28 protein-coding genes are annotated in these 25117 nt (G+C 70.3%); 7 read left to right on the forward strand and 21 right to left on the reverse strand.

What is annotated here, in order from left to right; all coding sequences use genetic code 11:
- Positions 1–2 precede the first annotated feature (2 nt).
- Complete coding sequence (locus tag RAC69_RS05170) at positions 3–635, reverse strand: DUF1684 domain-containing protein (protein ID WP_375085620.1); 633 nt, start codon at positions 633–635, stop codon at positions 3–5.
- Positions 636–691: 56 nt separating this feature from the next.
- On the opposite strand from RAC69_RS05170, the gene RAC69_RS05175 reads away from it, so the two are divergent.
- Positions 692–1594: an SDR family NAD(P)-dependent oxidoreductase gene (locus tag RAC69_RS05175; RefSeq protein WP_375085622.1), complete on the forward strand. Its 903-nt coding sequence runs from the start codon at positions 692–694 to the stop codon at positions 1592–1594.
- A 22-nt stretch (positions 1595–1616) separates the two neighbouring features.
- Here RAC69_RS05175 and RAC69_RS05180 read toward each other — a convergent pair whose 3' ends face one another.
- On the reverse strand, positions 1617–2000 hold the full coding sequence (locus RAC69_RS05180; protein WP_375085624.1) for a DUF4406 domain-containing protein: 384 nt from the start codon (positions 1998–2000) through the stop codon (positions 1617–1619).
- Between the two features lie 64 nt (positions 2001–2064).
- Between RAC69_RS05180 and RAC69_RS05185 the strand changes: the two genes are divergently transcribed.
- Positions 2065–2799 carry a DeoR/GlpR family DNA-binding transcription regulator gene (locus tag RAC69_RS05185; protein ID WP_375085625.1) on the forward strand — a complete coding sequence of 245 codons (735 nt, stop codon included), beginning with the start codon at positions 2065–2067 and terminating at the stop codon, positions 2797–2799.
- A gap of 39 nt (positions 2800–2838) precedes the next feature.
- Here RAC69_RS05185 and RAC69_RS05190 read toward each other — a convergent pair whose 3' ends face one another.
- Positions 2839–3528: a GPP34 family phosphoprotein gene (locus RAC69_RS05190; RefSeq protein ID WP_375085627.1), complete on the reverse strand. Its 690-nt coding sequence runs from the start codon at positions 3526–3528 to the stop codon at positions 2839–2841.
- Between the two features lie 150 nt (positions 3529–3678).
- Here RAC69_RS05190 and RAC69_RS05195 point away from each other — a divergent pair, with 150 nt between their 5' ends.
- Together RAC69_RS05195 and RAC69_RS05200 are read left to right on the forward strand one after the other, a co-directional pair.
- Positions 3679–5088: an APC family permease gene (locus RAC69_RS05195; protein ID WP_375085629.1), complete on the forward strand. Its 1410-nt coding sequence runs from the start codon at positions 3679–3681 to the stop codon at positions 5086–5088.
- A complete protein-coding gene (locus RAC69_RS05200) occupies positions 5075–5305 on the forward strand; it encodes a multidrug transporter (RefSeq protein WP_375085630.1) in 231 nt (76 codons plus the stop codon). The genes RAC69_RS05195 and RAC69_RS05200 overlap by 14 nt, the downstream gene beginning before the upstream one ends.
- Before the next feature lie 39 nt (positions 5306–5344).
- Here the strand turns inward: RAC69_RS05200 and corA are convergent, their stop codons facing one another.
- Positions 5345–6361 carry a magnesium/cobalt transporter CorA gene (gene corA / locus RAC69_RS05205; RefSeq protein WP_341933040.1) on the reverse strand — a complete coding sequence of 339 codons (1017 nt, stop codon included), beginning with the start codon at positions 6359–6361 and terminating at the stop codon, positions 5345–5347.
- A gap of 34 nt (positions 6362–6395) precedes the next feature.
- Positions 6396–7679 (reverse strand): serine hydrolase domain-containing protein, encoded by a 1284-nt coding sequence (locus RAC69_RS05210; protein WP_375085631.1) that lies wholly within the window; start codon positions 7677–7679, stop codon positions 6396–6398.
- Between the two features lie 86 nt (positions 7680–7765).
- Between RAC69_RS05210 and RAC69_RS05215 the strand changes: the two genes are divergently transcribed.
- Positions 7766–8080, forward strand: a complete 315-nt coding sequence (locus RAC69_RS05215; RefSeq protein ID WP_375085632.1) for a DUF2470 domain-containing protein — start codon at positions 7766–7768, stop codon at positions 8078–8080.
- Between the two features lie 66 nt (positions 8081–8146).
- A complete protein-coding gene (locus RAC69_RS05220) occupies positions 8147–8794 on the forward strand; it encodes a heme oxygenase (biliverdin-producing) (RefSeq protein ID WP_375085634.1) in 648 nt (215 codons plus the stop codon).
- Between the two features lie 54 nt (positions 8795–8848).
- On the opposite strand, the gene RAC69_RS05225 is transcribed toward RAC69_RS05220, so the two are convergent.
- On the reverse strand, positions 8849–10246 hold the full coding sequence (locus tag RAC69_RS05225) for an ATP-dependent RecD-like DNA helicase (protein ID WP_375085636.1): 1398 nt from the start codon (positions 10244–10246) through the stop codon (positions 8849–8851).
- Between the two features lie 184 nt (positions 10247–10430).
- Between RAC69_RS05225 and RAC69_RS05230 the strand changes: the two genes are divergently transcribed.
- Positions 10431–11495, forward strand: coding sequence for a hypothetical protein (locus tag RAC69_RS05230; protein ID WP_375085637.1), 1065 nt, complete (start codon positions 10431–10433; stop codon positions 11493–11495).
- Positions 11496–11523: 28 nt separating this feature from the next.
- Here RAC69_RS05230 and RAC69_RS05235 read toward each other — a convergent pair whose 3' ends face one another.
- From RAC69_RS05235 to RAC69_RS05305, 15 genes are all read right to left on the reverse strand, one after another.
- The gene (locus RAC69_RS05235) at positions 11524–13533 is read right to left on the reverse strand and encodes a cytochrome c oxidase assembly protein (RefSeq protein ID WP_375085639.1); all 2010 of its coding nucleotides are present in this window, start codon (positions 13531–13533) and stop codon (positions 11524–11526) included.
- An 86-nt stretch (positions 13534–13619) separates the two neighbouring features.
- The gene (locus RAC69_RS05240) at positions 13620–13907 is read right to left on the reverse strand and encodes an HU family DNA-binding protein (protein WP_050724056.1); all 288 of its coding nucleotides are present in this window, start codon (positions 13905–13907) and stop codon (positions 13620–13622) included.
- Between the two features lie 199 nt (positions 13908–14106).
- Positions 14107–14691 (reverse strand): TetR/AcrR family transcriptional regulator, encoded by a 585-nt coding sequence (locus RAC69_RS05245; protein ID WP_375085641.1) that lies wholly within the window; start codon positions 14689–14691, stop codon positions 14107–14109.
- A gap of 263 nt (positions 14692–14954) precedes the next feature.
- On the reverse strand, positions 14955–15260 hold the full coding sequence (gene rpsN, locus RAC69_RS05250) for a 30S ribosomal protein S14 (RefSeq protein WP_067195802.1): 306 nt from the start codon (positions 15258–15260) through the stop codon (positions 14955–14957).
- Positions 15261–15263: 3 nt separating this feature from the next.
- Complete coding sequence (gene rpmG, locus RAC69_RS05255) at positions 15264–15434, reverse strand: 50S ribosomal protein L33 (RefSeq protein WP_017203558.1); 171 nt, start codon at positions 15432–15434, stop codon at positions 15264–15266.
- Positions 15434–15670 (reverse strand): 50S ribosomal protein L28, encoded by a 237-nt coding sequence (gene rpmB / locus RAC69_RS05260; protein ID WP_025102729.1) that lies wholly within the window; start codon positions 15668–15670, stop codon positions 15434–15436. The genes rpmG and rpmB overlap by 1 nt, the downstream gene beginning before the upstream one ends.
- A gap of 149 nt (positions 15671–15819) precedes the next feature.
- Entirely contained in the window at positions 15820–16515 is a 696-nt protein-coding gene (locus RAC69_RS05265; RefSeq protein ID WP_375085804.1) for a DNA-3-methyladenine glycosylase, read from the reverse strand.
- Positions 16516–16520: 5 nt separating this feature from the next.
- A complete protein-coding gene (locus RAC69_RS05270; protein WP_375085642.1) occupies positions 16521–18155 on the reverse strand; it encodes a hypothetical protein in 1635 nt (544 codons plus the stop codon).
- A complete protein-coding gene (locus RAC69_RS05275; protein ID WP_375085644.1) occupies positions 18145–18942 on the reverse strand; it encodes a TIGR03943 family protein in 798 nt (265 codons plus the stop codon). The genes RAC69_RS05270 and RAC69_RS05275 overlap by 11 nt, the downstream gene beginning before the upstream one ends.
- Positions 18935–19900 (reverse strand): permease, encoded by a 966-nt coding sequence (locus RAC69_RS05280; protein ID WP_375085806.1) that lies wholly within the window; start codon positions 19898–19900, stop codon positions 18935–18937. The genes RAC69_RS05275 and RAC69_RS05280 overlap by 8 nt, the downstream gene beginning before the upstream one ends.
- Positions 19901–19965: 65 nt before the next feature.
- Complete coding sequence (locus RAC69_RS05285; protein ID WP_096713480.1) at positions 19966–20382, reverse strand: Fur family transcriptional regulator; 417 nt, start codon at positions 20380–20382, stop codon at positions 19966–19968.
- Positions 20383–20459: 77 nt separating this feature from the next.
- The gene (locus tag RAC69_RS05290; RefSeq protein ID WP_375085647.1) at positions 20460–21338 is read right to left on the reverse strand and encodes a metal ABC transporter permease; all 879 of its coding nucleotides are present in this window, start codon (positions 21336–21338) and stop codon (positions 20460–20462) included.
- A complete protein-coding gene (locus RAC69_RS05295) occupies positions 21335–22177 on the reverse strand; it encodes a metal ABC transporter ATP-binding protein (RefSeq protein ID WP_375085649.1) in 843 nt (280 codons plus the stop codon). The genes RAC69_RS05290 and RAC69_RS05295 overlap by 4 nt, the downstream gene beginning before the upstream one ends.
- Complete coding sequence (locus RAC69_RS05300; protein ID WP_375085651.1) at positions 22174–23199, reverse strand: metal ABC transporter solute-binding protein, Zn/Mn family; 1026 nt, start codon at positions 23197–23199, stop codon at positions 22174–22176. Before RAC69_RS05300 ends, RAC69_RS05295 begins: the two co-directional genes overlap by 4 nt.
- Positions 23200–23381: 182 nt before the next feature.
- Entirely contained in the window at positions 23382–25073 is a 1692-nt protein-coding gene (locus RAC69_RS05305) for a glycoside hydrolase family 13 protein (RefSeq protein ID WP_375085652.1), read from the reverse strand.
- Positions 25074–25117: the final 44 nt, after the last annotated feature.

Genomic DNA, 25117 nt, shown 5'->3' on the forward strand with positions numbered 1-25117 from the left:
GGTCAGGCGGTCCCCGCGTAGAGCTCGCCGACCGGCACAGCCACCGGCAGCACATTGCCCGGCTGCGCGAGCGGACACGCCCACGCCGGGTCGTAGGCGCACGACGGGTTGTAGGCGAAGTTGAAGTCCAGCACGACGGTACCGCGCTCGGCATCCGACCCGAGGTCCGCGCCCTTGATGGTGTCGAGCAGGTAGCGTCCGCCGCCGTACGTGCCGTCCGGCGTACCGGCGAGCGCGTCGCGCACCGGGACGAACAGACCGCCCCCGTAGGTGGTGAGCCGCCAGACGTCGAGGCTGCCCACGCCGGGGATCTCGACGAGACCGACGCGCTCGAACGGCACCACGCCGTCGGTGCCCGTCGCGAACTCGAAACCGCCGGGCTCCGCGGGCTCGATCGGCAGCTCGAAGCGCCACTCCGGGTCGTACGAGGCGATCGGCACGCCCTCGAAGAGCACCCGGTCGTCGGGCAGGAGCGGCGTGGCCGGATGCCGCAGCAGCAGCTCGTCGCGCTCGATGCGCCAGAGCTCGTGGGCCTCCTCGGGCGAATCGGCCTCACGGATCGCGGCGTACAGCGCGAAGACGCGGCGCCGCCAGTCGGCGACCTCGAGGGCCGTTCGTGCACTCTGCGTGGTCATGCGCCCAGGCTACGGGAGGCAGCGCCGCCCGGGGCCGAGCACCGTAGGTTGGTGTGATGACCCCGACCCCGCAGACCCGCGACCTGGCCGGCCGCACGTTCCTCGTCACCGGGGCGAACGCCGGCATCGGATACTGGTGCGCCGAGCTGCTCGCCGCCCGCGGCGCGCGGGTCGTGCTCGGATGCCGCTCGGTCGACCGCGCGACCGTGGCCGAGCGGTCGATCCGCACGCACGTCGAGGGCGCCGACGTCGGCATCCTCTCCCTCGATCTCGGTACGCTGACCGGCATCGCCGCTGCGGCGGCGAGCGTGGACGAGCCTCTGCACGGCGTGATCTGCAACGCGGGGGTGAAGGCGGCTGACCGCGGCGAGCGCACCGCCGACGGGCACGACCTCATGATCGGGACGAACGCGCTCGGCCATTTCGCTCTGCTCGCCCAGCTCGCACCCGCTCTCGCTCCGGATGCCAGGGTCGTCGCCGTCGGCTCGATCGCACACCGGTTCGCGCGCATCTCCCCCGACACGCTCGACGCCCCGTGGACCGGCAGCTCGCTGCGGCAGTACGGACGCTCGAAGGCCGCGCTCATGGCCCTCGCGTTCGAGCTCGATCGACGGTGGCGCGGCACGGCGCGCTCGGCGCTCTGCGCGCACCCCGGCTATGCGGTCGACCCGCTCACCCCGGAGCGCGACGGCCTCGCCCCCGTCCGGCCGTCGACCAGACGACTCGCCTCCCTCACCCGCGGGGTGGTGCAGGGGAAGGATGCCGGTGCCGCGGCGATCGTGCACGCCGCGGCCTCGCCGGACGCCACCGGCGGCGACTACTGGGGGCCGGGCGGACCGCTGGAGTTCCGCGGCGCTCCGCGCCGCGTCCGCGCGTCGGACGAGGTGCGCTCGCGGGAGGTCGGCGGCGCCCTCTGGACGGCCGCCGAGGAGCTCACCGGAGTGACGTTCCCGGCGTGATCGGTCGCGCCGCCCGTGGACGTCAGGCGACGTGGACCGCGGCGGGGATCTCGTCGAGCGAGCGGTAGACGGGGAGTCCGCGCTGGAGAGCGATCTCGACGTCCTTGTCCGCGCCCGCTGAGGCTCCGGGCAGGCGCAGCACCGCGTCGCAGTGCTGCAGCAGGCGGTGGGCCGTCTCGTACATGACGTCGCCGTCTTCTCCTGCCTCGCCTCCCGCGGCGCTGTCCGAGAGTCCGCGCAGCACGGGGAGAGCTACCCATTCGCCGATCATCGGCACGTGTCCGAGGCGGTGGATCGGCGCAGCCGCCTCCTCGAGCCGTTCGAGGTTGCGAGCGATGAGCGCGGGGTCTCCGCCGGTTCCGGAGCGGTAGGGGCCGGCGATGAGGATCAGGAGTGGTGTGTTCATGCCGAGCACTGTATCGTTAACCGTGCACAAACGTGCAACTACATGAAAGAACGAGGCTATCCGGATGCTGAGCGCGCAGCGCAGGACCCACCTCCGCGAGATCCTGCAGCGCGACGGTCGGATCGTCGCGAAGGACGTCGCCCGCGAGCTGTCGCTGTCGGAGGACTCCATCCGTCGCGACCTCCGCGAGATGGCCGAGGCCGGTGAGCTCGTCCGCGTCTACGGCGGAGCACTCCCGATTCCCGCCGCCGACCGCCCCGTGGACGCGCGACTCCGCCTCGCGACGGAGAGCAAGGAGCGCGTGGCCCGCCGCGCGGTCGACCTCATCGCCCCGGCATCCACCGTCGTGCTCGACGCGGGGACCACCACGCTCGCGATGGCCAGGATGCTGCCGCCCGGCGCCGACCTGACCGTGATCACTCCGAGCCCCGCCGTCGCACTGGCGGTCGCCGAGCACACCGACGCCCGGGTCGTGATGATCGGCGGGGAGCTGTCGCGCCACTCGCTCGTGTCGGGCGGACCGCTGGCGATCGAAGCCCTGCAGCACCTCTCCTCCGACGCGTTCTTCCTCGGTGTCACGGGCATCGATCCCGAGAACGGCCTCACCACCGGGCGTCTCGACGACGCCGCGACGAAACGAGCCGTCGCCGCCCGGAGCCGACGCACCTACGTGCTGGGCAGCGAGGAGAAGATCGGGGCGACGTCGCACTTCCCCGTTCTCGCCCTCGATGCGGTGACCGGGATCGTGGTCGACCCCGACGACCGCAATCCCCTCATCGGACGCCTCCCGACGGTCTGACGGGCGGCAGGTCGGGTGACCGGGCTCGGGTGACCGGGCTCAGGTGACCGTGGCCCCGACGATCGCGGGAGTCATGGCCGCCATCATCGCCGCAGCCATCGCGGCGTCGAGGGCGCTCGCCACCGCGTCGCCGACCGCGGTGCCGTCGGCCTGCGGCGCGTCCGCCGTCAGCTGTTCGATCCGCTTCTTGAGGTCGCGAGCCGAAGCACCGGCGCACTCCTCCCGGAGGATCGCGTGCGCCGCGTTCAGGTTCTGCAGGATCGACAGCAGCGAGAGATCGGCCCTGGTGGCGGCGCGGTTGCCTGCGATCACGTCGGCGAGGCGGGCGCGCAGCACGCGCTCGGGCGCCGGGTCGGACTCGGGCGTGCGCACGGACCCCCAGCCGAAGAATCCGCGCTCACCGCGCACGAGCACACCCTGCACGACGAGCGACTCGACGACCACCTCGAGCGGGTCGAGCTTGGGACGGCCGATGAGCGACTGCAGACGCTTGCCGCGCAGCGGCACCAGCCGCTCGAGCGTCGTGTCGAGCACCGGGTGCCCGGTCGGCTCGGTCGACGCGATCTCGACGACGGGATGACGCTCCTCGGTGAGGGTGATGCGACCACGCAGCGCGAGGTCGGTGAGCACGGCGGCGATCTCGCCGTACAGGCGATTGACGCTCACCGAGGATTCGACCCGGCCGTCAGGACGGAGGAGGAGCATGTGGAGCTCTTCGACGATCAGCATGCCTCCACGGTACGCAGGAGCGCCGCCGCCCGGCATCCACCGGAGGAATGATTCGCCGGGTCCGCCGCCCGGCCGACCGGGTGTGGCCGACCGGACCCCGCCGTGTCAACCCCGTCGCCCGACGACGATCGCGTTCCTAGGGTTCAGCGCATGGCATCCGACACCACAGACGCGCCCGCCGGCGCCGAGACGCCCACGAAGCTGCGGCGTGCGATCACCGGACCGCTGTTGTTCGCCTTCATCCTCGGCGACGTGCTGGGCGCCGGCATCTACGCGCTCATGGGCGTGCTCTCCGAAGAGGTCGGCGGGATGCTGTGGGCACCCCTGCTGCTCGCACTCCTGCTCGCGCTGCTCACCGCAGGCTCCTACGCCGAGCTGGTCACGAAGTACCCGCGTGCCGGCGGGGCGTCGGTCTTCGCCGAGCGCGCCTTCCGCAGTCCGATCGTGTCGTTCCTCGTCGGGTTCAGCATGCTCGCCGCGGGCGTGACGAGTGCGGCGGGTCTCGCGATCGCCTTCGCCGGTGACTACTTCGGCACGTTCTTCGACCTGCCTGCGACTCCCGTGGCCATCGTCTTCCTCGCGGTCGTCGCCGCCCTCAACGCCCGCGGCATCCGGGAATCGATGGGCGCGAACCTCGTGATGACGGCGATCGAGCTCAGCGGCCTCGTGATCGTGATCGCGGTGGTCGGCATCTTCGTCGCAGGCGGTGGCGGTGACGCGTCGCGACTCACCGCGACCCCCGACGGCACGCCGGTCGCGCTCGCAGTGCTGGGCGGAGCCGTGATCGCGTACTACTCGTTCGTCGGGTTCGAGACCTCGGCGAACATGATCGAAGAGGTCAAGAACCCCCGCCGCACCTACCCGCGCGCCCTGTTCGGGGCGCTGTCCACCGCCGGCGCGGTGTACGTGCTCGTCGGCGTCGCGAGCTCCCTCACACTCCCCGCGTCCGAGCTGCAGGAGTCCAGCGGCCCGCTGCTCGCGGTGGTCGAGGCCACCGGCGTCAGCATCCCCTCGTGGCTGTTCAGCCTCATCGCGCTGATCGCCGTCGCCAACGGCGCACTGCTGACGATGATCATGGTGAGCCGTCTCACCTACGGCATGGCCGAGCAGCGCCTCCTGCCGGGCATCCTCGGGCGGGTGCTCCCGAACCGCAGGACGCCGTGGGTGGCGATCCTCACCACGACCCTCGTCGCGATGGGCCTGACGCTCGTCGGCGACCTCGCGACACTCGCCGAGACCGTGGTGCTGCTCCTGCTGTTCGTGTTCCTCAGCGTCAACGTGTCGGTGCTGGTGCTCCGTCGCGACCGCGTCGAGCGCGACCACTTCCGCGTCTGGACGTTCGTGCCGGTGCTCGGCGTCGCGTCCTGCATCCTGCTGCTCACCCAGCAGCGTCCCGTCGTCTGGCTCTTCGGCGCCATCCTTCTCGCCGTCGGCGTCGTGCTGTTCGTCCTCGCCCGCTGGGGACGCGCCCGCTCCGACCGGGCGACAGCAGCCGCCACCGCATCCGCCTCACCGACCACCCCTCACGACACCCAGGAGGACACCCATGGCAACGCCTGACGACACGAGCAGCGTCGACGACATGAGCTTCGAAGAGAAGCGTCACGACCAGCTGACCACCGCCCCGAACGCGACGGAGGAGGACGCGGCTCCGCGCATCGAGGTCACCGAGCACGACGGCGTGACGCGCATCGACATCGCTCCGGATGCCGCGGTGCGCCCCGGCCCCGGCCCGGGCGTCGAGCTCGACGACGAGGGCCGCCCGGTCGACCGCTGAGCCGCGTGCTCTCCGACCGACGGCGCGGCCGGCGCTCGGCTAGAGCCAGCCCTTGCGCTTGAACGCGACGTAGAGGCCCACGCCCATCGCGAGCATCAGCCCGATCGCCATCGGGTACCCGAACGCCCAGTGCAGTTCAGGCATGTTGTCGAAGTTCATGCCGTAGACCGTGCCGACGAGCGTCGGGGCGAAGAGGATCGCGGCCCAGCCGGAGATGCGCTTGACCTCGTCGTTCTGCCGGATGCTCAGCTCGGTCATGCGCCGCATCTCCTCGTTCTGGCGGCGGGCGACGATCGTCGACTCCACCGTGAGCGCGTTGTCGAGCACGGTGCGGAACGTGGTGACCCGGTCGGCGATCCGCAGCGTGTGGTCGAGCACGTCGCGCAGGTACCGCTGCAGCTCCTCGTCGACGTGGTACTTCTCGGATCCGCGAAGCAGGGCGTCGAGCATGCCGGACAGCGGCTGCGTCGCCCGCTGGAAGTCGATGACCTCGCGACCGAGCTCGTAGATGCGCTGGGTCGCGTCGACGCCCTCCTCGAACAGCTGGCTCTCGATCTCGTCGATGTCGTTCTCGAGACCGGCGAGCACCGGGGCGTACTCGTCGACCACCTCGTCGAGGATGGCGTAGAGCACCGCCTCCGGACCCTGCGTGAGCAGCGCGGGGTCACCCTCCAGGCGGTGCCGCACCTTGCCGAGGTCGGGTGACTCGGCGTGGCGGATCGTGACGACGAACTCCGGTCCGACGAGCACGTGGATCTCGCCGAACTCGACCTCCTCCGTCGCGTCGAGGTAGCGGGCGGAACGCAGCACCATGAACAGCACGTCGCCGTAGCGCTCGAGCTTCGAGCGCTGATGGCCCGAGAGCGCGTCCTCCACCACGAGCTGATGGATGCCGAACTCCTCGGCGACCTCGCGGATCTCATCGGCGCTCGGCCGATACAGGCCGATCCAGCTCATGCCGCCGCGCGCGTGCATGAGCTCGAAGGTCTCGCTGAGGCTCGCGGGGTTCTCGGTGCGGACACCGTCGACATAGATGGCGTTGTCGATGATCGGCATGGCGCTCCTCCTGCTCAGGCCGTGCCGGGTGCGCTCAGCCCTCGGCGGGGGCGACGCAGGCGATGGCCGTCTCGGCGATCGCCTGGTGATACTGCTCGGCGGTGAAGGGAAGACCGAACTCGGGCGCCGTCTGTCCGGAGGCAGCGGGGGCCTTCGATGCGATGGCGGCGAGCTCCCACGCGAGGTACGCGGCGACCGTGCCGCCCTGCGTCGAGTCGTTGAGCGACACGGCGACCGTGAAACCGGTGGTCGGGTCGGAGTACGCGGCCGTGGCGTAGCCGGGAGTCCAGCCGTACTGACCGACCATGGAGCCGACGAGGCTCGCGCCGCCGGTCGCCTGCTGCCACGACGGCGCACCCTCGTAGGCGGGCAGCGGGGCGCCGAAGCGGTTCGGCTCCTCCTCGGTCCGCAGCACCTGGGCCGCCTCGGCCTGGGCGTAGCGACCGAGGTCCTCGATGGTCGACACGACGCCCGAGTCGGTGAACCCGGTGCTCGACGACATGGTCGTGATGTCGACGGGAGCCGCGCAGTTGTACCCGCCCTCGACGGGCGACAGGTAGTGGCCCTCCATGACCGCGCCCGCCGACGGCGGCGCCGCGGTTGCGCGCGGAAGCGACGTGTTCGGGAGCCCCAGCGGCTCGGTGACGTACTGCGCGATGAGCTCGGAGGCGGAGAGGCCGGAAGCCCGTTCGAGGGCGAGACCCAGGATCAGGTACCCGGCGTCCGACTCGCGGTACGTGGTGTGCGGGGCGACACGTCCGGCGCCGAGACCGTAGGAGGCCAGCTCCAGGGGCGACCACACGCGCTCCGGGGTGTTGAGCCACGCCGACTTGGCGACCGCTTCGGACGAGCCGATGCCGCTCGTGCCGTTGCACAGGTCGACCAGCGTGACATCCTTCATGTCGGGCACACCCGAGACATAGTCGGGCACGAGGTCGTCGAGGTCGACCGTCCCCTCGTCGGCGAGCGCGTACAGCACGTCGCAGGTCATGAGGCGGGTCACGTCGCCGATGCGGAACGCCATGTCGGTGCTGATCTCGGCTCCGGCACCCGGATCCTGCGTCCCGACGCCGGTCACCCACTTGCCGCTCCACGGCACCCAGACGCCGACGACCGCACCGGTCGCGCCGGAGGCCGTGAGCGCGTTCGTGACGGCATCCTGCATCGCCGCGACCGTGTCATCGGGCAGAGCGCCGTCGACCTGAGCCGGCGGCTCGTAACTGAAAGAGGGCTCGGACGTGCACCCGGTGAGGAAGATCCCGAGCATGGCGACGCCGGCCGCTGCTGCGCGGAACCTGCGCGACGAGAGAAGCTGCATGAAGGGGACCCCCGGAAGACGTGTCTCCCGAGTCTAGAACGCGGAGGCTGAAAGTACGCATCGGGCGTGCCCGTAGGGTGATGATCATGCCCCACGCCTTCGATGCCGACATCATCGCCGCCGTCCTCCGTCACATGAACGGCGACCACACCGACGACAACATGCTGATCGCCAGGGCGTTCTCGACCGGCGAGGAGGGCGAGGTCACGGGATCGACCATGACCGGCTTCGACGGCGACGGCGGCACGTGGAGCGTGACCCGCGGCGGCACCGCGTCCGAGCTGCGCGTCCCGTGGCCGGGCGGCCCCATCACCGAGCGTCCGGCGGTGCGGCGCGAGGTCGTCGCCATCTACGACCTCGCCTGCGCGAAGCTCGGCATCGAGCCGCGGCCCCACGACTGACGACGGGCGCCGACACAGCGGGATCGAGGGTTTCGCTTCAAGTTAGGTAACCCTTACACTGAGGACATGTCCGAGATCCTCTCCTTCTCCGCCGCCCTCCGTGAGCGCTCCTCCGGTTCGCATTCGCGCAGCGAGGGGGCCGGGTTCATGTCCGATCTGCTCAAGGGCGAGGGCTCCCGCGAGGACTACATCTCCCTCGTCGCGCAGCACTACTTCATCTACGAGGCGCTCGAAGGCGCGGGCGACCGGATGCGCCAGGACCCCGTCGCCTCGGTCTTCCTCAGCGACAAGCTCACCCGTCTGCCGGCTCTCGAGGCCGACCTCGCGTTCCTGCTCGGCGACGAGTGGCGCTCGCTCATCACGCCGCTGCCCACGACGCGTGCCTATGTCGCGCGCATCCGCCACGTCGGCGCGACCTGGGTCGGCGGGTTCGTCGCCCACCACTACACGCGCTACCTCGGCGACCTGTCGGGCGGCATCTTCATCGGCCGGGTCATGGCGCGCCGCTTCGGCTTCGAGACCAACGGCATCGGCTTCTACCTGTTCGACGACATCGCCGACCCGAACGCCTTCAAGGACGTCTACCGCGAGCAGCTCGACGCCGCACCCTGGGACGATGCGGAGCGCGAGCGCGTCATCGACGAGGTGCTCCTGGCGTACCGCTTCAACACCGAGCTCTTCGAGGACCTCGACCGGGCGCGCGTCGCCGCCTGACGCAGGCCACCGCGTTTCGTCCCGCTCCGCTCGGTCGACGACCTCCGGGACACCTCAGCCCTTCCCGACCTCCGGGGTCGACCGCGCGATCCACGCGTCGCGCATGAAGCGCCGCACGTCCTCGTCGACGCGGATGTCGCTCGGGCGCAGCGGCCGCGAGAGGTACAGCCCATCCAGCGAGGTCAGCCGGGAGAGCGCGACGTACGTCTGACCGGGCGCGAACGCCCCCGATCCGAGATCCACGATCGCCCGGTCGTACGTCTTGCCCTGCGACTTGTGGATCGTCACGGCCCACGCCAGACGCAGCGGGAACTGCGTGAACTCGGCGATCACGTCACGCGTCAGCTTCTTCGTGGTGGGCTCGTACGAGTATCGGAATCGCTCCCAGACGGCGGGCTCGACGTCGACCTCCTCGCCGTCGATCTCGACGCGCACGGTCTCGCCGAGGATGCGCACGACCGTGCCGATCGTGCCGTTGACCCACCGCGGCGGCTCCCCCGACATCGACGTGTCGTTGCGCAGGAACATCACCTGGGCTCCGACCTTGAGCTTGAGCTCGGTCTCGGCGGGCAGCGACGCCTCCCCCCGGCCGAACTCGCCGTTGATCTCGGCCTTCGCCGTCTGCTCCTTGCCGGGCAGCGCCGCGAGGTGACGGCTGTTGATGCCGTTCACGATGTCGTTGCGCGTCGCCAGGGTGATCATCGGCACCTCGCCCGGCTCGGGCTCGGGCGGCGTCCGCGCGCCCTGCGCGTTGAGCACCCCGGCGATCTCGGCGGTCACGCGGCCGTAGCGCACGGCGTTCAGCATCGCCTTGAAGCCGTCGTCGGACTGCCGGTGGATCTGCACGAGCTCGCGCACGTGCAGCTCGGCGCGGGTGTCGACCGCGAACAGGGCATCGCCCGAGGGTGCTTCCGCATCGCCGCCGTCGAAGCCTGCCCAGACCTTCGCGTCGAAGAACCAGAAGGACCGGTAGTGGTCCTTGACGTAGCGCAGCTCGTCGCCGCGCGGCGGGACCGGCGCCAGCTGGTACGGGTCGCCGAACATGACGACCTGCACCCCGCCGAACGGGATGCCGCGCTTGCCGCGCGCCTGCCGGAGCGAGCGGTCGATGGCATCCATGAGGTCGGCGTTCACCATGGAGATCTCGTCGATCACGAGCGTCTCTATCGCGTTGAGGATGCGGCGGGTGTTGTCGTTCTGGTCGATGTCGGAGTCGCCGATCAGACCGATCGGCAACCGGAACAGCGAGTGGATCGTCTGCCCCTCGACGTTGAGGGCGGCGACGCCGGTCGGTGCGCAGATCGCGATCTGCTTCTTGGTGTTCCAGGCGAAATGCTGCAGGAGGGTGGACTTTCCCGTGCCGGCGCGGCCCGTGATGAAGACGTGCTCGCTCGTGTCCTCGATCAGGCGGAACAGCTCCTGCTGCTCTTCTGACAGGGCGGGAAGGGACACGACTCTCTCACAGGGCTGGCGACGGGTGGAAGCGCGGCGATCACGGCCGCGGGGGCGCGCACACGGATGCCGTGCGCACGCTCCCCCATGGTACGTGGCGGCACCGCGCGGCATCCGTCTGACACGGGCGCGACGACGCGGCGACGCTCGGCGTCCCCCCAGCGCTCCCTCCTAGACTTGCGCCATGCAGCAGGTCGAGACGAAGGCGCCCCGGCGCTCCCGTCTCGCTGCCGACCTCGCGCTTCTCGCCGTCGTCGGACTCGTGCTCGTCGCCGCCCTGGCGGCGGGCGGCGCCACGCTGTATCAGCAGTTCTACGGCCCGTCCGCGTTCGTCGAGCGATATCTCGACCTGCTGTCGCAGGGCAAGGCCGCCGACGCGCTCCGCGTGCCCGGTGTGGCCATCGACAGCGAGACGCTGGAGGAGGCGGGCATCATGGCCACGGCATCCGAAGCCATGCTGCGTCAGGCCGCGCTCGCGCCGCTCTCGCAGGTCGAGATCGTGTCGGAGAAGCCCGAGGGCGACCATATCGCCGTCACCGTCTCGTACCGCGCGGGCGAGCACGACGGCACGACGACGTTCTCGGTCGCCCAGGACGGCTGGGCCGGGGTCACCCCGAACTGGCGCTTCACGACCAGCCCGCTCGCCGTCGTGAACCTCACGCTCCGAGGTGCCGACCGGTTCTCGATCAACGGCTTCGAGGTCGACCGTCGGCAGATCTCGGCCGATGCCGCGCCGCTCGACCCGCTCCCGATGCTCGTGTTCACCCCCGGCATCTACTCCGTGACCGTCGACACCCCGATCTCGACGTCGACGGGGGTGGGCGTGCTCGCCGACACCCCGCTCGCCGTCACGCCTCTCGACGTGCAGACCGAGCCGACCGAGGAGTTCACGGCGGTCGTGCAGCAGCGCGTCGAGGAGTTCCTGACCGCGTGCACCACGCAGGAGGTGCTGCAGCCGACGGCCTGCCCGTTCGGACTGGAGGTGTCGAACCGCATCGCCTCGCTGCCGGAATGGTCGATCGCCGCACAGCCGCAGGTCACGGTCGTCCCCGACGACAACGGTCACTGGAGCATCCCCCCGACGGATGCCGTGGCGCACGTCGAGGTCGAGATCCGCTCCCTGTTCGACGGCACGGTGCAGGCGATCTCCGAGGACGTGCCCTTCCAGGTCAACGGCACCATCACGATCCTGCCCGACGGCTCGGCGTCGATCCGCGTGGGGTCGCCCGACGACGCGCCCCAGGATTAGCGCGTCGCAGGGCTGACGGGTCGCGCGACTAGCGCGCCGCGCGCTCCGCCTCGCGCCGGTCGCGGTCTGCCAGCTCCGCGAGCCGGGCGTTGTACTCCTCGAGCTCGGCATCGCCCGTGCGGTCGGCATGCCGGTCGCGGCGCTTCTGCAGGTTGGTGTCGCTGCGGCTCCACTGGATCGCCACGGTGATCGCGAGGATGAGCGTGGGGATCTCTCCGATCGACCACGCGATGCCGCCGCCGATGTACTGATCCTCCATCGGGGAGGGGCCCCAGTCGCGGCCCATCGAGCCGAACCAGTCGGCGACCAACAGCCCCTCCTGCATCATCATCGCCATGCCGAAGAACGCGTGCATGGCCATGACGGCGATGAGGGTGATGAGACGGCCCGGGTACGGCAGGCGGTACGGAACGGGGTCGGCCCCGACGAGGCTCATGACGAACAGGTAGCCCGAGATGAGGAAGTGCGCGACCATCCACTCGTGGCCGAGGTGCTCGTACATCGACCAGCGCACGAGGTCGGTGAAGTAGAACGCCCAGAGCGACACGATGAAGATCGCCGCCGCCACGAACGGGTGCGTGACCACCTTCGCGAACGGTGAGTGCACGGCCCACATGATCCACTCGCGACCGCCGAGGGTGCCGTCGTCGCGCTTGTGGATCGCGCGCAGCGCGAGCGTGATCGGTGCGCCCGAGACCAGCAGCAGTGGGATCGCCATCGACAGCATCATGTGCCCGAGCATGTGCACGCTGAAGAGGTACTCCTGGTACGCGTTGATCGGCCCACCGGTCACCCACACGAGCATGAGCACGCCGAGCACCCAGAACACCGTGCGGTGGATCGGCCAGCGGTCGCCGCGCTTCTGCAGGCGGCGGACGCCGGCGAGGTAGAAGAACAGACCGAACCCGGCCGCGACGAGCCAGAGGATGTCGATGTCCCAGGCCGTGAACCAGCGGTCGATCGTGAACTCGGGCGGCAGCGGGGAGCGCGTGAGGTTCTCCGCCGGCGTCTGCACGAAAGCCGCCTCCTCCCCGGTGGGAGGGGGCGTGCGCGCGAGCGCCGAGGCGGCACCGGACGCGAGGCCCATCAGCGCGATCTCGCCGAGCACCAGCATCCAGAACCAGCGCGCCCCCTGCGCGCCGTCGAGCCGCGGGATGAGACGGATGCGGTACCAGGCCCCGAACAGCCCCATGCCGACGAGCAGCACGACCTTGGCGATGAGGATGCCGCCGTAGGGCGTCATGAGCTGCGTGATGTCGCCGAGGGCGACCACCGAGCGAGCGAGTCCCGAGACGGCGACGACCACGAACGCCGCGATCGCGAGGCTCGAGTAGCGGGCGACGAGCTTCGCCGTGCCGATGTCGGATCGACCGCGCAGCACGATCACGAGCAGCAGGCCGCCGAGCCAGACTGCCGCGCCGATCGTGTGCAGGAGGATCGAGTTGACGGCCACGTTGTGACCGGACAGCTCGCCGGAGTGCCCCTGCGTCGCGAGGGGGAGGAAGGATGCCGCGGCCAGCAGGGCCGTGAGCAGGGTGGGCAGCCAGCTGCGCCAGGCGAACACGAGCACCGTGATGACGGAGCCCATGATCGTCGTGATCAGCCACGACTGGCCGAGCGCGGTCTCAAGCAGGAAGCGGCCGAGCTGGGACCCGAACTCCCGCTCGGCGCTCAGCTGCGGGTTGAACGCGGCCATGAAGGTCAGGAACGCGCTGATGCCGGCCGAGACCGTGAAGACGGCTGCGCCGACGGATGCCGTGTTGAGCGCGACCTCGAAGGAGTTCTGCTCCGACTTCAGCGCGAAGAGGGCGAGCACGAGCGAGCCGAGCATGGCTGCGGCGGCGATGTTCATGACGAGCTTGACGACGGGGATCGCCCAGCGCACGAAGGGTCCGGGGTCCTGGAGCAGGAGCGGGGCCGCGCCTCCGCCGAGGATCAGGGCGACGACCACGGCGACGAGTCCGCCCGCGAGCAGGATGCCGACGCCGACTGCACGATAGGCAGGGCTCGTCGGGGCTGACACGGCGCGGGAACTCACCCCTCCAGCCTAAGCCGCGTGGCCGGGGAGGACGCGCCGAAGGCCGCCCCCGAACGGATCGGAAGCGGCCTTCGAAAGGTGCGGTCTTACTTGACGGCAGCCTTGAGCTTGGAACCGGCGGTCACCTTGACGCGCTTGCCGGCCGGGATCTTGATCTCGGCGCCGGTCTGCGGGTTGCGGCCCGTGCGAGCGGCGGTCGCGACCTGCTCGAACGAGATCCAGCCCGGGATCGAGACCTTGCTGCCCTTGGCAACGGCGTCGGAGACCGAGGAGAACAGCGCGTCGAGAACGCCCGAGACGGTGGCCTGGCTCTGGCCGGTGGCGGAAGCGATGCTCGCGACGAGCTCGGTCTTGGTGATGGACTTGTCAGCCATGTCATCCTCCAGCGACGGATCCGTCGCATCGTTTGTGGTTCGGCAGACGGGCGCCTGCCGTTGGTCGTGTGACCGCCTTGAATGTACCAACGACGACCCTCATTTCCGCGTCATTTCGCGGGTTTTGGGCTTTTCCTTGGCGTGTCGTGGTGCAGATGTGACGAATGTGACGCCTGAGGACGCCCCGTGACGGGCTCGCTCACGACCCTCGGTGGTCGTCGACCACCGCCCGGGCCGTTCGCTCGAAGGCCGGAGCGACGCGGTCCTCGCCGTCGAGATAGCCGCCGACGAGTGCGGCATCACGGAGCATGACGAGCGAGTCCGCGACCTCCGCGGGATGCCGGAGACCGGCCGCCGCAGCGACGCCCTCCAGGGCGGACCGGAACCAGTCGCGATGCTCGTCGATCACCGTGCGCACCGGACCAGCCGCGTCGGGGTACTCCGCCGCGGCGTTGATGAAGGGGCAGCCTCTCGTGTGCCGCTGGCGGATGTCGGCGGCGATCCGGTCGATGACGGCGTCGACGAGGGTCGCCGGGCCCGCGGCATCCGACTCCGCCTCGTCGAACAGCGACCGGAGCACTCCGTCCTCGTTGCGGAGGTAGGCGAGAACGAGGTTTTCCTTGCCGCCGAACTGCTTGTAGAGGGTGGCGCGCGTCACGCCCGCCTCCTCGATGATGCGGTCGACGCCGACCGCGTGGATCCCCTCCTCGTAGAAGAGGCGGGTCGCCGTGTCGATGAGGCGGATGCGCGCGGCGCTCGGCCGTCGGGGAGTCGTGGTGTCCATGGCGATCCCTCTCATCGTGGCATCCGTCGCGCTGTCCCGCGAGGATCACGGAGGGATCCCGCGGCGCGTACCGCAGGAGATCACGCGTATCGAAGGACCGGATGCGGCATCCGATCCTTCGATACGTGCGATCTCCTTCGGTACGCGGGCGCGCCCGGGGGGATACGCGCGGCGGGGGACAGGACGCGGGCGAGGCAGAGCCCGGGGATGCAGAAGGGGCGAGGATCCGAAGATCCTCGCCCCTTCCGACTGGATGCTGTGGCTTACCAGCTCGACTTGGTCACGCCGGGCAGCTCGCCGCGGTGCGCCATGTCACGGAAGCGGACACGCGAGATGCCGAACTTCGTGAGGACACCACGGGGGCGGCCGTCGATGACGTCGCGCGAGCGCAGGCGCACCGGCGACGCGTTGCGCGGCAGCTTCTGCAGGCCGACGCGAGCGGCCTCGCGGGCCTCGTCCGACGCGTTCGGGTCGACGAGGGTCTTCTTCAGCTCGAGACGACGCTCCGCGTAGCGGTCCACGACTGCCTTGCGCTGCTCGTTGCGAGCGATCTTGCTCTTCTTAGCCATGGATCAACGCTCCTCTCGGAATTCGACGTGCTGACGGATGACCGGGTCGTACTTCTTGAGCACGAGACGGTCGGGGGTGTTGCGGCGGTTCTTCTTCGTCACGTACGTGTAACCCGTACCTGCCGTCGAACGCAGCTTGATGATCGGACGGACGTCCTGAGCCTTCTTGGCCATTAGAGCTTCACACCCTTCGCCTGGAGGTCCTTGACCACGTTCTCGATGCCACGGGCGTCGATCACCTTGATGCCCTTGGCGGACACGTTGAGCGTGATCTTACGACCGAGCGACGGGACGAAATAGGTCTTCTTCTGCACGTTCGGGTCGAAGCGGCGCTTCGTCCGGCGGTGCGAGTGCGAGACGTTGTGACCGAAGCCGGGAACAGCACCGGTCACCTGGCACACTGCTGCCATGATGGTGACTCCTTCATTACCGTGAGGCCGGACGGCCTCACCCAAGATCCCTTGTCTGCACGCCACGGGCCCGTCGACAAGCTCGGGAACCCTGTAGCACGCGAACTGCGCACAGGAGTGTGCGCAGACAAAGAGTCAGTCTAGCACGGTCAGGCTCGCCCGATCGACGCGGCCTGCGCACCCCTCCCCCAGCGGAACGGCGAGACGGTCGGGTCGCCGGCGATCCAGAACCGCCACGGAAAGGCGTCGGTACCCGCGACACCGGCGACGCCGACACGCGGCCCCGTCGCGACGTCGAGCACCGGCTCGTCGCGCAGCCACAGCTCCGCCCGCGCGCCCTCCAGCTCGGACCCGGCGACCGCGTCGATGCCGTCGTGCAGCGGATGCCGCAGCCCGGCCGCCTGCCCGAAACGCCCTGGCCCGCGGGCGAGGTCGCGCAGCAGGCGCGACGTGAGAGGCGGCTCGGCACGACGGCGGATGGCGGCGGCATCCACACCGTGCACGACCTCGCCGGCGCGCAGCAGGATCCCGCCCGCCTGACCCTCGGCGCCCGAGACGACGTTCACACAGGAGTGGATGCCGTGGCTGAGGTACACGTACAGGTGCCCCGGCTCGCCCCACATCGTGGCGTTGCGTGCCGTGCGGCCCATGCGAGCGTGCGAACCGGGGTCGGCATGCGGCCCGGTGCCCTGCCCGTGATATGCCTCGACCTCGGTGATCCGCAGGTGCACCGCGGAGCCGGCGACGAGGGTGCGCAGCTCTCCGCCCAGCAACGACGGGGCGACGTCGACCGGCAGGCCGGACAGCTCGGCGCGGGTCGCCCGGTGCACGGCATCCAACGGCATGGTGCTCAGAACTGCGGCGCCGTCTGGCACCACGAGGCGTCGAACCCGGTGAGGGCCACGATCTCGTCGCCCGTGCGCAGGTCGAGCAGATGCGTCTCCATCTTCTCGGGCAGGGGCAGCAGCATGCGGTCGTACGGGTTGTCGGTGAGGTCGGGGGCGATCACGACGGCGGCGTACTGGCCGCTGGGCGACGCGCACGCCTGCAGGATCGAATCGGTCGACCCCACCTCGACGAGGGGGATCGCGGTGCCCTCGTCGTCGACCGTGATGATCGCCTGGCCGGACGGGATGCCGTTCTCATCACGCGCCACGACGTGCCGCAGCGTGCCGCCCGGATAGGGCGTGATCGTCGTCGCCGTGCCGTAGTCGGGGTTCGAGGCGGCGAGCGGCTGCTCCGATCCGTCCGTGAGGTTGAGCTCGACGACCGAGCCGTCGAGCCGCTCGACGATCGCCGTGTACGTGCCGCGGCTGATGCCCTGGATGGTCGTCGCCAGCCCCAGGGACTGAACACCGGCATCCGTCGAGCGGTCGACGAGCGACAGCGCCCCGTCGAAGTCGATGAACAGCACCGCCGAACTGTCGGGCACGAACTGCCAGACGAAGATGTTCGCCTCCGTGCCGCCGACCTCGGTCACCACCGGGTCGTCGTCGCCGCTGAGCGACTGGGTGACGAGGACGCTCGCTCGCCCCTCGGTGTCGCTGAGCTCGCGGTCGGAGTAGCTGTAGCCGACGTACCCGCCGCGGTCGGAGACCTGGATCGCGCCGACGTATCCGTCACCGGGGAGCTTCAGCTCACGCGGATCGGAACCGTCGCGCTTCATGACGAGGAGCTTCGACCCCTCGTCCTCTTCGACCGAGACGACCAGCTGCGTCGACGTCGCGCGGAAGTCGTTGATCTTGTCGGCGGCGTACACCGGCACGGCGTTCTCACCCGTCAGATCGGTGCGGAAGATCGTGTCGTCGCCGTCGGCATCGCGCCGCAGCAGGAAGATGCTCGACGACGGCGTCGTGAAACTCGTCGTCAGCGTCGTCGACGGACCCCCGCCGGCTCCGGTCGCGTCGGCGATGCGCACCGTGTACTCGGTGGCGTCGTCGAGGGGGACCGTGAAGCGGATGCCGACACCGCGCCCTGCCGCATCGAGCGTGAATGGAACAGCCGGTTCGACCGTCACCTGCGACTCGTCGATCGCCGACAGCGCCTGGTTCGTCGTGAGGATCACCCGACTGCCCGACGTCTCGACCGCCTGCTCGGGGTTCACCTGCACCTCGGTGATCCGCGGGCCCTGCGTCAGGCTCACGACGCCGAGGCCCGCGCCCACCAGGACGAGGATGCCGAGCACGGCCCCGAGCGCGACGAGGAAGCGGCGATTGCGCGGCGGTGCGTCGGCGGGGGTCGGGCCCTCGGTCGTCGCGGGCGGCGGAGGTGAGTAGACACCCGGTTCCGGCGACGGGGCGGCGTCGGGTCGAACCCCGTGCGTGTCGTCTCGGTCGGCTGCGCCGTCCTCGCTCAACGACCCGCGGGAAGTGACGTCGGCCTCGCGGGCCTCCGCCTCGCGGGCGGCGGCCTCGCGGGCGGCGGCCTCGCGGGCGGCACGCATCTCGGCGCGTGTGCGCGGGACGGGCGGCTCGTCAGTACTCATACGGGTCCCCGGGCTCGTCGATGGGCTGCACCGAGGTCGGGTCGACGTGCAGTCGGCCGTCGGCATCCGCCTTCACGGTGCCCTCGACCTGCACCCACTGTCCTGTCTTGAACTCCCCCGCGTCGATCGTGACGGGCAGCGTCGCCGTCTGCGCGTCGATCACGCAGTGCGTGATGACGAGCCGCGTGAGGTTCACGCCGTCGGCATCCGACGGCGTGACGAACCCCGTGAGCGACACGGCCTTGCCGTCGTAGGCGGCGGTGTTCGTGGCGGAGGCGAACACGCTCGCCCAGTCGCCCACGCCGAACGTCGAGGTGTCGGCGACGCCCAGCGTCACGTCATCGGCGCCGACGAAGAGCGCGGTCTGCTCCCCCGCGCGCGACATCGCGAGTTCGACCGACAGGGAGGCGGGAGGGAGCACGAGTGCGGCGACCACGACACCCGACGCGATCACGCCACCGGCGACCGTGCCGGCCGTCGCCAAAGCGCGGCGGGCGGAGGGCCGCGCGTCCTCGGCATCCGCATGGTCCGATCCGTGATCGTGAGATCCGTGATCGTGCCCGTGGTCGGTCTCGGCGCCGAGCGGCAGCGTGCACGACCAGATCGCGGCCGCGAGGGTCACGACCGCGGCGGCGCAGGCGAACCACACCGACTCGGGGCTGATGTAGAGGGTGAGGCGTCCGGTCACGCCGAGGCCGAGCGTGACGATGGAGACGATGGTCGCGAGCCCCACACCCAGCCAGCGGGTGCCGAGGGCTCGGCGGCGCGAGACGGACTGCTCAGACAAAGACGTTCACCCCGATCCCGATGGCGAAGGCGGCGAGCACGACGACGCCGACGATTCCCGCGAGCGTGCGGGTGGTGAAGGTGGTGCGCATGAGCGCGAGCATCTTCACGTCGACGAGCGGCCCGACCAGCAGGAACGCGACGATCGCGCCCGAGGAGAACGTCGAGGCGAACGACAGCGCGAAGAACGCATCCACGTTCGAGCAGATCGCGACGGTCATGGCGAGCGCCATCATCGCGACGATCGACAGCACGGGGTTGGATCCGATCGCGAGCAGCAGCTCCCGCGGGATGAGCACCTGCACCGCACCGGCCAGGGCAGATCCGATGATGAGCGCCGGCATGACCGCGCGCAGCTCGACGAGGAACTGCGTGAGGCTGCGGCGCACCGGGGTTCCCGGCTCGTGCGTGACCCGCTCGCACGTGTCGACGAAGCGCTGCGTCAGCAGCGAGTCGGGCGAGGGGTGTCGGCTGTAGATCCAGCCGATGAGGTTCGCGATGACGTAGCCGCCGATGAGACGGGCGACGAGGATGCCGTCGTCGAACCCGAACGCCGCGTGCGTCGTGAGGATCACGATCGGGTTCACGATCGGGGCGGCGATGAGGAACGTGAGCGCCTCGGCCGGGGCGAGTCCGCGCATCATGAGTCCGCGGGCGAAGGGCACGTTGCCGCACTCGCAGACCGGGATCAGCATGCCAAGCAGCGACAGCACGGCACGGCGGGCCCACGCGCGTCGCGGAAGCCAGCGGTGGATGACGTCGGACGGCAGCCACACCTGCACCACGATCGACAGCAGCACGCCGAGGATGACGAAGGGCAGTGCCTCGATCAGCACGCTGAGAGCGAGGGTCAGGCCATCCTGTGCCCGGCTGGGCAGCGCCGCGTCGTAGAGGTTCGGGAGGAACGCGTCGACGAGGAACAGCGCCGCGACGATGCCGGCGCCGAGGGCGACGCCGATCCAGGGCGACCGCGGCGGCCTGACGGGCCCGTGCGAGTGCGCCGTGCGGGTCGGGGCCTGCGCCGTCACGCGATCGCTGCCTCTTCTGCGGCGCGCTTGTTGGTGCAGGGGGCGCACAGGCCGAAGATGTCGACCACGTGCGCGGCGTCCGTGAACCCGTGCAGGGCGGCGGTGCGATGCGCCCACTGCTCGACGTCCTTCGCTTCGATCTCGACGGTGAGACCGCAGTTGCGGCAGATCAAGTGGTGGTGATGACCCTGCGTCGTGCAGGCGCGGTACAGCGCCTCGCCCTCGGGGCTCTGCAGCGAATCGGCATCGCCGGAAGCGGCGAGGCCGGCGAGCGCGCGGTACACGGTGGCGAGGCCGATTCCCGTGTTGTCGTCGCGCAGCGACGCGTGCAGGCTCTGGGCGCTCACGAATCCGCGCGCGTCGGCGAGCGCTTCGCGCACGCGTTCGCGCTGCCAGGTGTTCCGCTGAGCCATACCCACGATTCTAGGCGCGCCGTGCTTGTCGGGGGCTGGGAGCGGCGCCGCTGGGACGGGCGCCCTTCCGGACGGCGTCAGGCGCGGACGCGCCGCACGCCTCCGCGCACCCGCTGGATGATCCAGCACACGACGTAGATCGTGAACGACAGGGTCGTGATGTACGGGCTCACCGGCAGGGTGCCCGCGAGCGCGAGCAGGATGCCGCCCACCGCCGACACGAATCCGAACAGCGCCGCGAGCAGCGGCACCGCGACGGGTCCGGCGGTCACGCGCATCGCGGCGGCGGCCGGCGTCACGAGCAGAGCCATCACGAGCAGCGCGCCGATGATGTGCACGCTGACCGCGACGATGAGGCCGAGCAGCACCATGAACAGCAGGCTCACCGCGCGGGTGGGCACGCCGCGCGCCGCGGCCGATTCGGGATCGAGGGAGTCGAAGCGCAGCGGGTGCCACATGAGCAGCAGACCGAGCAGCACCACGATGCTGATGCCGAGCAGCCAGCCCAGGTCGGGGCTCGAGACGGAGACGATCTGACCCGTCAGCAGGCTGAAGCGGTTCGCGCTGCGGCCGTCGTAGAGAGACAGGAACAGGATGCCGAGACCGAGACCGAACGGCATCAGCACGCCGACGATCGAGTTGCGGTCCCTCGCCTTCGCGCCGAGGATGCCGATGAGGACGGCCGCGACGAGCGCTCCGCCCAGCGAGCCGGCGACGACGCTGCCGCCGAACAGCAGGGCAGCGGCCGCGCCCGCGAACGAGAGCTCGCTGACACCGTGCACGGCGAACGCGAGGTCGCGCTGCATCACGAAGACGCCGATGAGTCCGCCGACGATGCCGAGCACGGCGCCCGCGACGATCGAGTTGGCGAGCAGCGCGACGAGGTCGCCGTAGTCCTGGAACGAGAACACGTCGCTCCAGTCCACGGTCTGGACGATGCCGGTGGCGGCGGTCATGCGTGGGCCTCGTGATCGTGGTCGTGGTGGGGCTCGGCATCCGGCACTCCGACGACGACCAGCCGATCGCCGGCGCGCAGCACGAACACGGGTGTGCCATAGAGCTCGGTGAGCACGCGGGTCTGCAGCACCTCCTCGGGGGTGCCGAGCACGAAGCGGCCGCCGGCGATGTAGAGGATGCGGTCGACGCGGCCGAGGATCGGATTGATGTCGTGGGTGACGAACAGCACGGCGGCGTCGCGCTCACGGCGCTGCCGGTCGATGATGTCGGTCACGGCGACCTGGTTCGCGAGGTCGAGGTTCGACAGCGGTTCGTCGCACAGCAGCAGCGACGGCTCGTCGGCGAGCGCCTGTCCGACCCGGAGGCGCTGCTGCTCTCCACCCGAGAGCAGCCCCACCCGCCGGTCGGCGAAGTGCGAGGCGCCGACCGCGCGCAGCAGCTCGTCGACCTTGGCTTTGTCGCCGCGGTGGGGCACGGGGAATCCGAACCGGCTGCCCTGCACGCCGAGGGCGACGAGGTCGCGCGCGCGCATGCTGGTGTCGGGAGCGAGGGTGCGCTGCTGGGGCACGTAGCCGATGCGGCGATTGCCCTTGCGCACGGGCCCGCCCGAGACGCGGATCTCTCCTGCCGACAGCGGCTGCAGGCCCAGGATGCTGCGCAGCAGCGTGGTCTTGCCCGACCCCGACGGTCCGAGCACGGCGATGAACTCCCCCGGCTCGACGGTCAGGTCGAGACCGGACCACAATTCGCGGTCGCCGCGCTGCAGGGCGGCGCCGCGCACCTCCAGGACGGGGGTGCGCGGCGCGGGGCCTGCGGTCGTGTCGGCGGCGCCGCTCACGACTGGAGCGCGTCGGCGAGGCTCTGGATCGCGTCACTCATCCACTCAGAGTACGACGATCCCTCGGGCAGCAGCTCCGTGAACGCGACGAGCGGAATACCGGCATCCGTCGCAGCATCCTCGACGCGCTGCGTCTCGGCGCCACCCGTCTGCGCGTTGGTCAGCACCGCGCGCACGTCTCCCGCGGAGATCACGTCGAGGGTCGCGAGCAGCGTGGCCGGGGCCACGTCGGTGCCCTCCTCCACGGACTCGGCGAAGCCCTCGGGCGTGACGTCGGTGAGGCCGGCCGCCGCGGCGATGTAGCCGGGCAGCGGTTCGGTGATGATGACGTTCGCTCCCGCAGCATCCGTCTTCAGGGTCGCGAGGTCGGCCTCGAACCCCTCGAGGTCGGCGACGATCTTGTCGGCGTTCGCGGTGAAGTCGTCCTTGCCGTCGGGGTCGAGCTCCGACAGCTCGTCAGCGATCGCCTCGACGACGTGCACCATCGTGTGCGGGTCGAACCAGACGTGCTCGTTGAAGCCCTCGATGTGGTTGTGACCCTCGTGGCCCTCTTCTCCGTCGGCGTGCTCGTGGTCGTGGCCCTCTTCCTCCGTGGCGGCCTCGTCGCCGTGGTCGTGGCCCTCCTCGTCGTCGGCGTGGTCATGGCCCTCGTTGCCCGGGTAGTCGTGCGAGTACTCGACGGCCGTGACGACGTGCGGATCCTGCGCGTCCTGCAGCAGCGTGTCGATGAAGGAGTCGTATCCGCCGCCGTTCTCGATCACGAGGTCGGCCTTCTGCACCGTGAGGCGGTCGCGCGCCGAGGCCTCGTACGAGTGCGGGTCCTGCGTGGCCGAGGTGATGATCGACTCGACCTCGACGCGATCGCCGCCGATCTGCGCGGCCAGCGAGCCGTAGACGTTGGTGCTCGCGACGACCGTGATGCCGTCGTCGCCGCCCTCTCCCGCGGCCGGGGTGGTGGAGCATCCGGCCAGCGACAGGGCGGCGACGGATGCGAGGGCGAGGGCGACGACGGGCTTCTTCATGCTCTCACTCTAAGCGCTAATGAGAACCATTATCAAATCGGGAGGATGCCGCGATCCGTGCCGCCGAAAGCCGTCGAATACGTCGAGACCCACCACCCGCGGCCCACGGGGCGGTGGGTCCCACGGGGCGGTGGCCTCGGCACGGCGGCGGGCCGCCACGGCGGAATCCGTCCCGTCGAGCGTCAGGCTATGAGACCCTGCGGCGCGAGCCAGACCGTCGAGTCCGCGGGCACGGCCCCCTCGACGAGCGTGCCCAGGACGAGGTCGTCGGCCTCCGCGCCCAGGTCGAACGGCTCCGAGCCGAAGTTCGTCACGATCTGCCAGCCGTTCGGCCGCGCGAAGCGCAGGACGTCGGCACGCCCTGTCTCGACCCACTCCAGGGTCTCGTCGGTCTGCAGCAGGCGACGGAGCCGCAGCGCCTCACGGTACAGCGCGAGGGTCGACGACGGATCCGCATCCTCCACGTCGACCGCGTACTCGGCGAACCACTCCGGCTGCGGCAGATGCGCGTCGCCGGCACCGAAGCCGAACGACGGACCGGATGCCGTCCACGGCAGCGGCACGCGGCATCCGTCCCTTCCGAGGCCGTCGAATTCGGCCCCGCGGAAGAACGACGGATCCTGGCGCTGCTCCGGTCCGATCTCCGCGACCTCCTGCAGCCCGAGCTCCTCGCCCTGGTACAGGTACGTGCTGCCGGGCAGACCGAGCAGCAGCAGCGTCGCGGCGTGCGCCCGACGCAGCCCGCGCTCGCGGTCGAGCTGTTCGGCCGGTCCGCCCGCGGCCACCCACTCCACACCCTGCTTTACGCCCTTGCGCCCGTTGAGCGGAGCGAGGCCGTAGCGGGTGGCGTGACGCGTGACGTCGTGGTTCGACAGCACCCACGTCGTCGACGACCCCGTGATGCGCGCCTGCGCGAGGTTGTCGGTGATGACCGTGCGGAACTGCTCCGCGTCGAAGTCGGCGACGAGCAGGTCGAAGTTGAACGCCTGACCCAGCCCCTCGGCCGAGGCGTAGCGCGCGCGGCGCTCCGGGGTGCTCACCCACGCCTCCGCGACAGCCGTGCGGGGCGGGTCGTACTCGTTGAAGACCCGCCGCCACTCGGCGTAGATCTCGTGCACGTCGTCGCGGTCGTGCAGCGGGTGGTTGCCGTCGTGCGGCAGTGCGTCGAGCTCGGCGGTGCTGGGCAGCGGCTCGCTGAGATCCTTGGTCAGCATGTGCGCCACGTCGATGCGGAAGCCGTCCACCCCTCGGTCAGACCAGAAGCGCAGCGTCGTGAGGAAGTCCTCGCGGACCTCCGGGTGGTCCCAGTTCAGGTCGGGCTGCTCCGGTGCGAAGCTGTGCAGGTACCACTGGCCGTCCTCGACGCGCTCCCACGCCGACCCGCCGAACGCGGCGGTCCAGTCGGTCGGCGGCTCGTCGCCGTCCGGCCCGGACCCCTCGCGGAAGATGTACCGCTCCCGCGCGGCCGATCCGCGCCCGGCGGCGAGCGCCTCCTGGAACCACTCGTGCAGGTCGGAACTGTGGTTCGGCACGATGTCGACGACGACGCGGATGCCGCGCTCGTGCAGTGCCGCGACCATCTCGTCGAAGTCGGCGAGCGTGCCCAGCCGCGGGTCGACGTCGCGGTAGTCCGCCACGTCGTATCCGCCGTCCGCGAGCGCCGAGGGGTAGAACGGGCTGAGCCAGACGGCGTCGATCCCGAGCTCGGCGAGGTAGTCGGCGCGAGAGACGATGCCGGGGATGTCGCCCAGGCCGTCGCCGTTCGCGTCGGCGAAGCTGCGGGGGTAGATCTGGTACACGATCGCCTGACGCCACCAGGCCGCCGTGATGTCGGAGTGGTCGTTGCGGGTCTCGGTGAGAGTCGCATCGGTCATAAGAGGGTGGTGCTCCTTCTTTCGGTGGTTCGGATTCTTTCGGT

The sequence above is a fragment of the Microbacterium sp. LS_15 genome, assembly GCF_041954735.1.
GTDB lineage: Bacteria > Actinomycetota > Actinomycetes > Actinomycetales > Microbacteriaceae > Microbacterium.

Coding starts and splice junctions, on each gene's coding strand:
- RAC69_RS05170 (WP_375085620.1), bottom strand. CDS start 635: ATGACCACGCAGAGTGCACGAACGGCCCTCGAGGTCGCCGACTGGCGG.
- RAC69_RS05175 (WP_375085622.1), top strand. CDS start 692: ATGACCCCGACCCCGCAGACCCGCGACCTGGCCGGCCGCACGTTCCTC.
- RAC69_RS05180 (WP_375085624.1), bottom strand. CDS start 2,000: ATGAACACACCACTCCTGATCCTCATCGCCGGCCCCTACCGCTCCGGA.
- RAC69_RS05185 (WP_375085625.1), top strand. CDS start 2,065: ATGCTGAGCGCGCAGCGCAGGACCCACCTCCGCGAGATCCTGCAGCGC.
- RAC69_RS05190 (WP_375085627.1), bottom strand. CDS start 3,528: ATGCTGATCGTCGAAGAGCTCCACATGCTCCTCCTCCGTCCTGACGGC.
- RAC69_RS05195 (WP_375085629.1), top strand. CDS start 3,679: ATGGCATCCGACACCACAGACGCGCCCGCCGGCGCCGAGACGCCCACG.
- RAC69_RS05200 (WP_375085630.1), top strand. CDS start 5,075: ATGGCAACGCCTGACGACACGAGCAGCGTCGACGACATGAGCTTCGAA.
- corA (WP_341933040.1), bottom strand. CDS start 6,361: ATGCCGATCATCGACAACGCCATCTATGTCGACGGTGTCCGCACCGAG.
- RAC69_RS05210 (WP_375085631.1), bottom strand. CDS start 7,679: ATGCAGCTTCTCTCGTCGCGCAGGTTCCGCGCAGCAGCGGCCGGCGTC.
- RAC69_RS05215 (WP_375085632.1), top strand. CDS start 7,766: ATGCCCCACGCCTTCGATGCCGACATCATCGCCGCCGTCCTCCGTCAC.
- RAC69_RS05220 (WP_375085634.1), top strand. CDS start 8,147: ATGTCCGAGATCCTCTCCTTCTCCGCCGCCCTCCGTGAGCGCTCCTCC.
- RAC69_RS05230 (WP_375085637.1), top strand. CDS start 10,431: ATGCAGCAGGTCGAGACGAAGGCGCCCCGGCGCTCCCGTCTCGCTGCC.
- RAC69_RS05240 (WP_050724056.1), bottom strand. CDS start 13,907: ATGGCTGACAAGTCCATCACCAAGACCGAGCTCGTCGCGAGCATCGCT.
- RAC69_RS05245 (WP_375085641.1), bottom strand. CDS start 14,691: ATGGACACCACGACTCCCCGACGGCCGAGCGCCGCGCGCATCCGCCTC.
- rpsN (WP_067195802.1), bottom strand. CDS start 15,260: ATGGCTAAGAAGAGCAAGATCGCTCGCAACGAGCAGCGCAAGGCAGTC.
- rpmG (WP_017203558.1), bottom strand. CDS start 15,434: ATGGCCAAGAAGGCTCAGGACGTCCGTCCGATCATCAAGCTGCGTTCG.
- rpmB (WP_025102729.1), bottom strand. CDS start 15,670: ATGGCAGCAGTGTGCCAGGTGACCGGTGCTGTTCCCGGCTTCGGTCAC.
- RAC69_RS05265 (WP_375085804.1), bottom strand. CDS start 16,515: ATGCCGTTGGATGCCGTGCACCGGGCGACCCGCGCCGAGCTGTCCGGC.
- RAC69_RS05270 (WP_375085642.1), bottom strand. CDS start 18,155: ATGAGTACTGACGAGCCGCCCGTCCCGCGCACACGCGCCGAGATGCGT.
- RAC69_RS05285 (WP_096713480.1), bottom strand. CDS start 20,382: ATGGCTCAGCGGAACACCTGGCAGCGCGAACGCGTGCGCGAAGCGCTC.
- RAC69_RS05290 (WP_375085647.1), bottom strand. CDS start 21,338: ATGACCGCCGCCACCGGCATCGTCCAGACCGTGGACTGGAGCGACGTG.
- RAC69_RS05300 (WP_375085651.1), bottom strand. CDS start 23,199: ATGAAGAAGCCCGTCGTCGCCCTCGCCCTCGCATCCGTCGCCGCCCTG.
- RAC69_RS05305 (WP_375085652.1), bottom strand. CDS start 25,073: ATGACCGATGCGACTCTCACCGAGACCCGCAACGACCACTCCGACATC.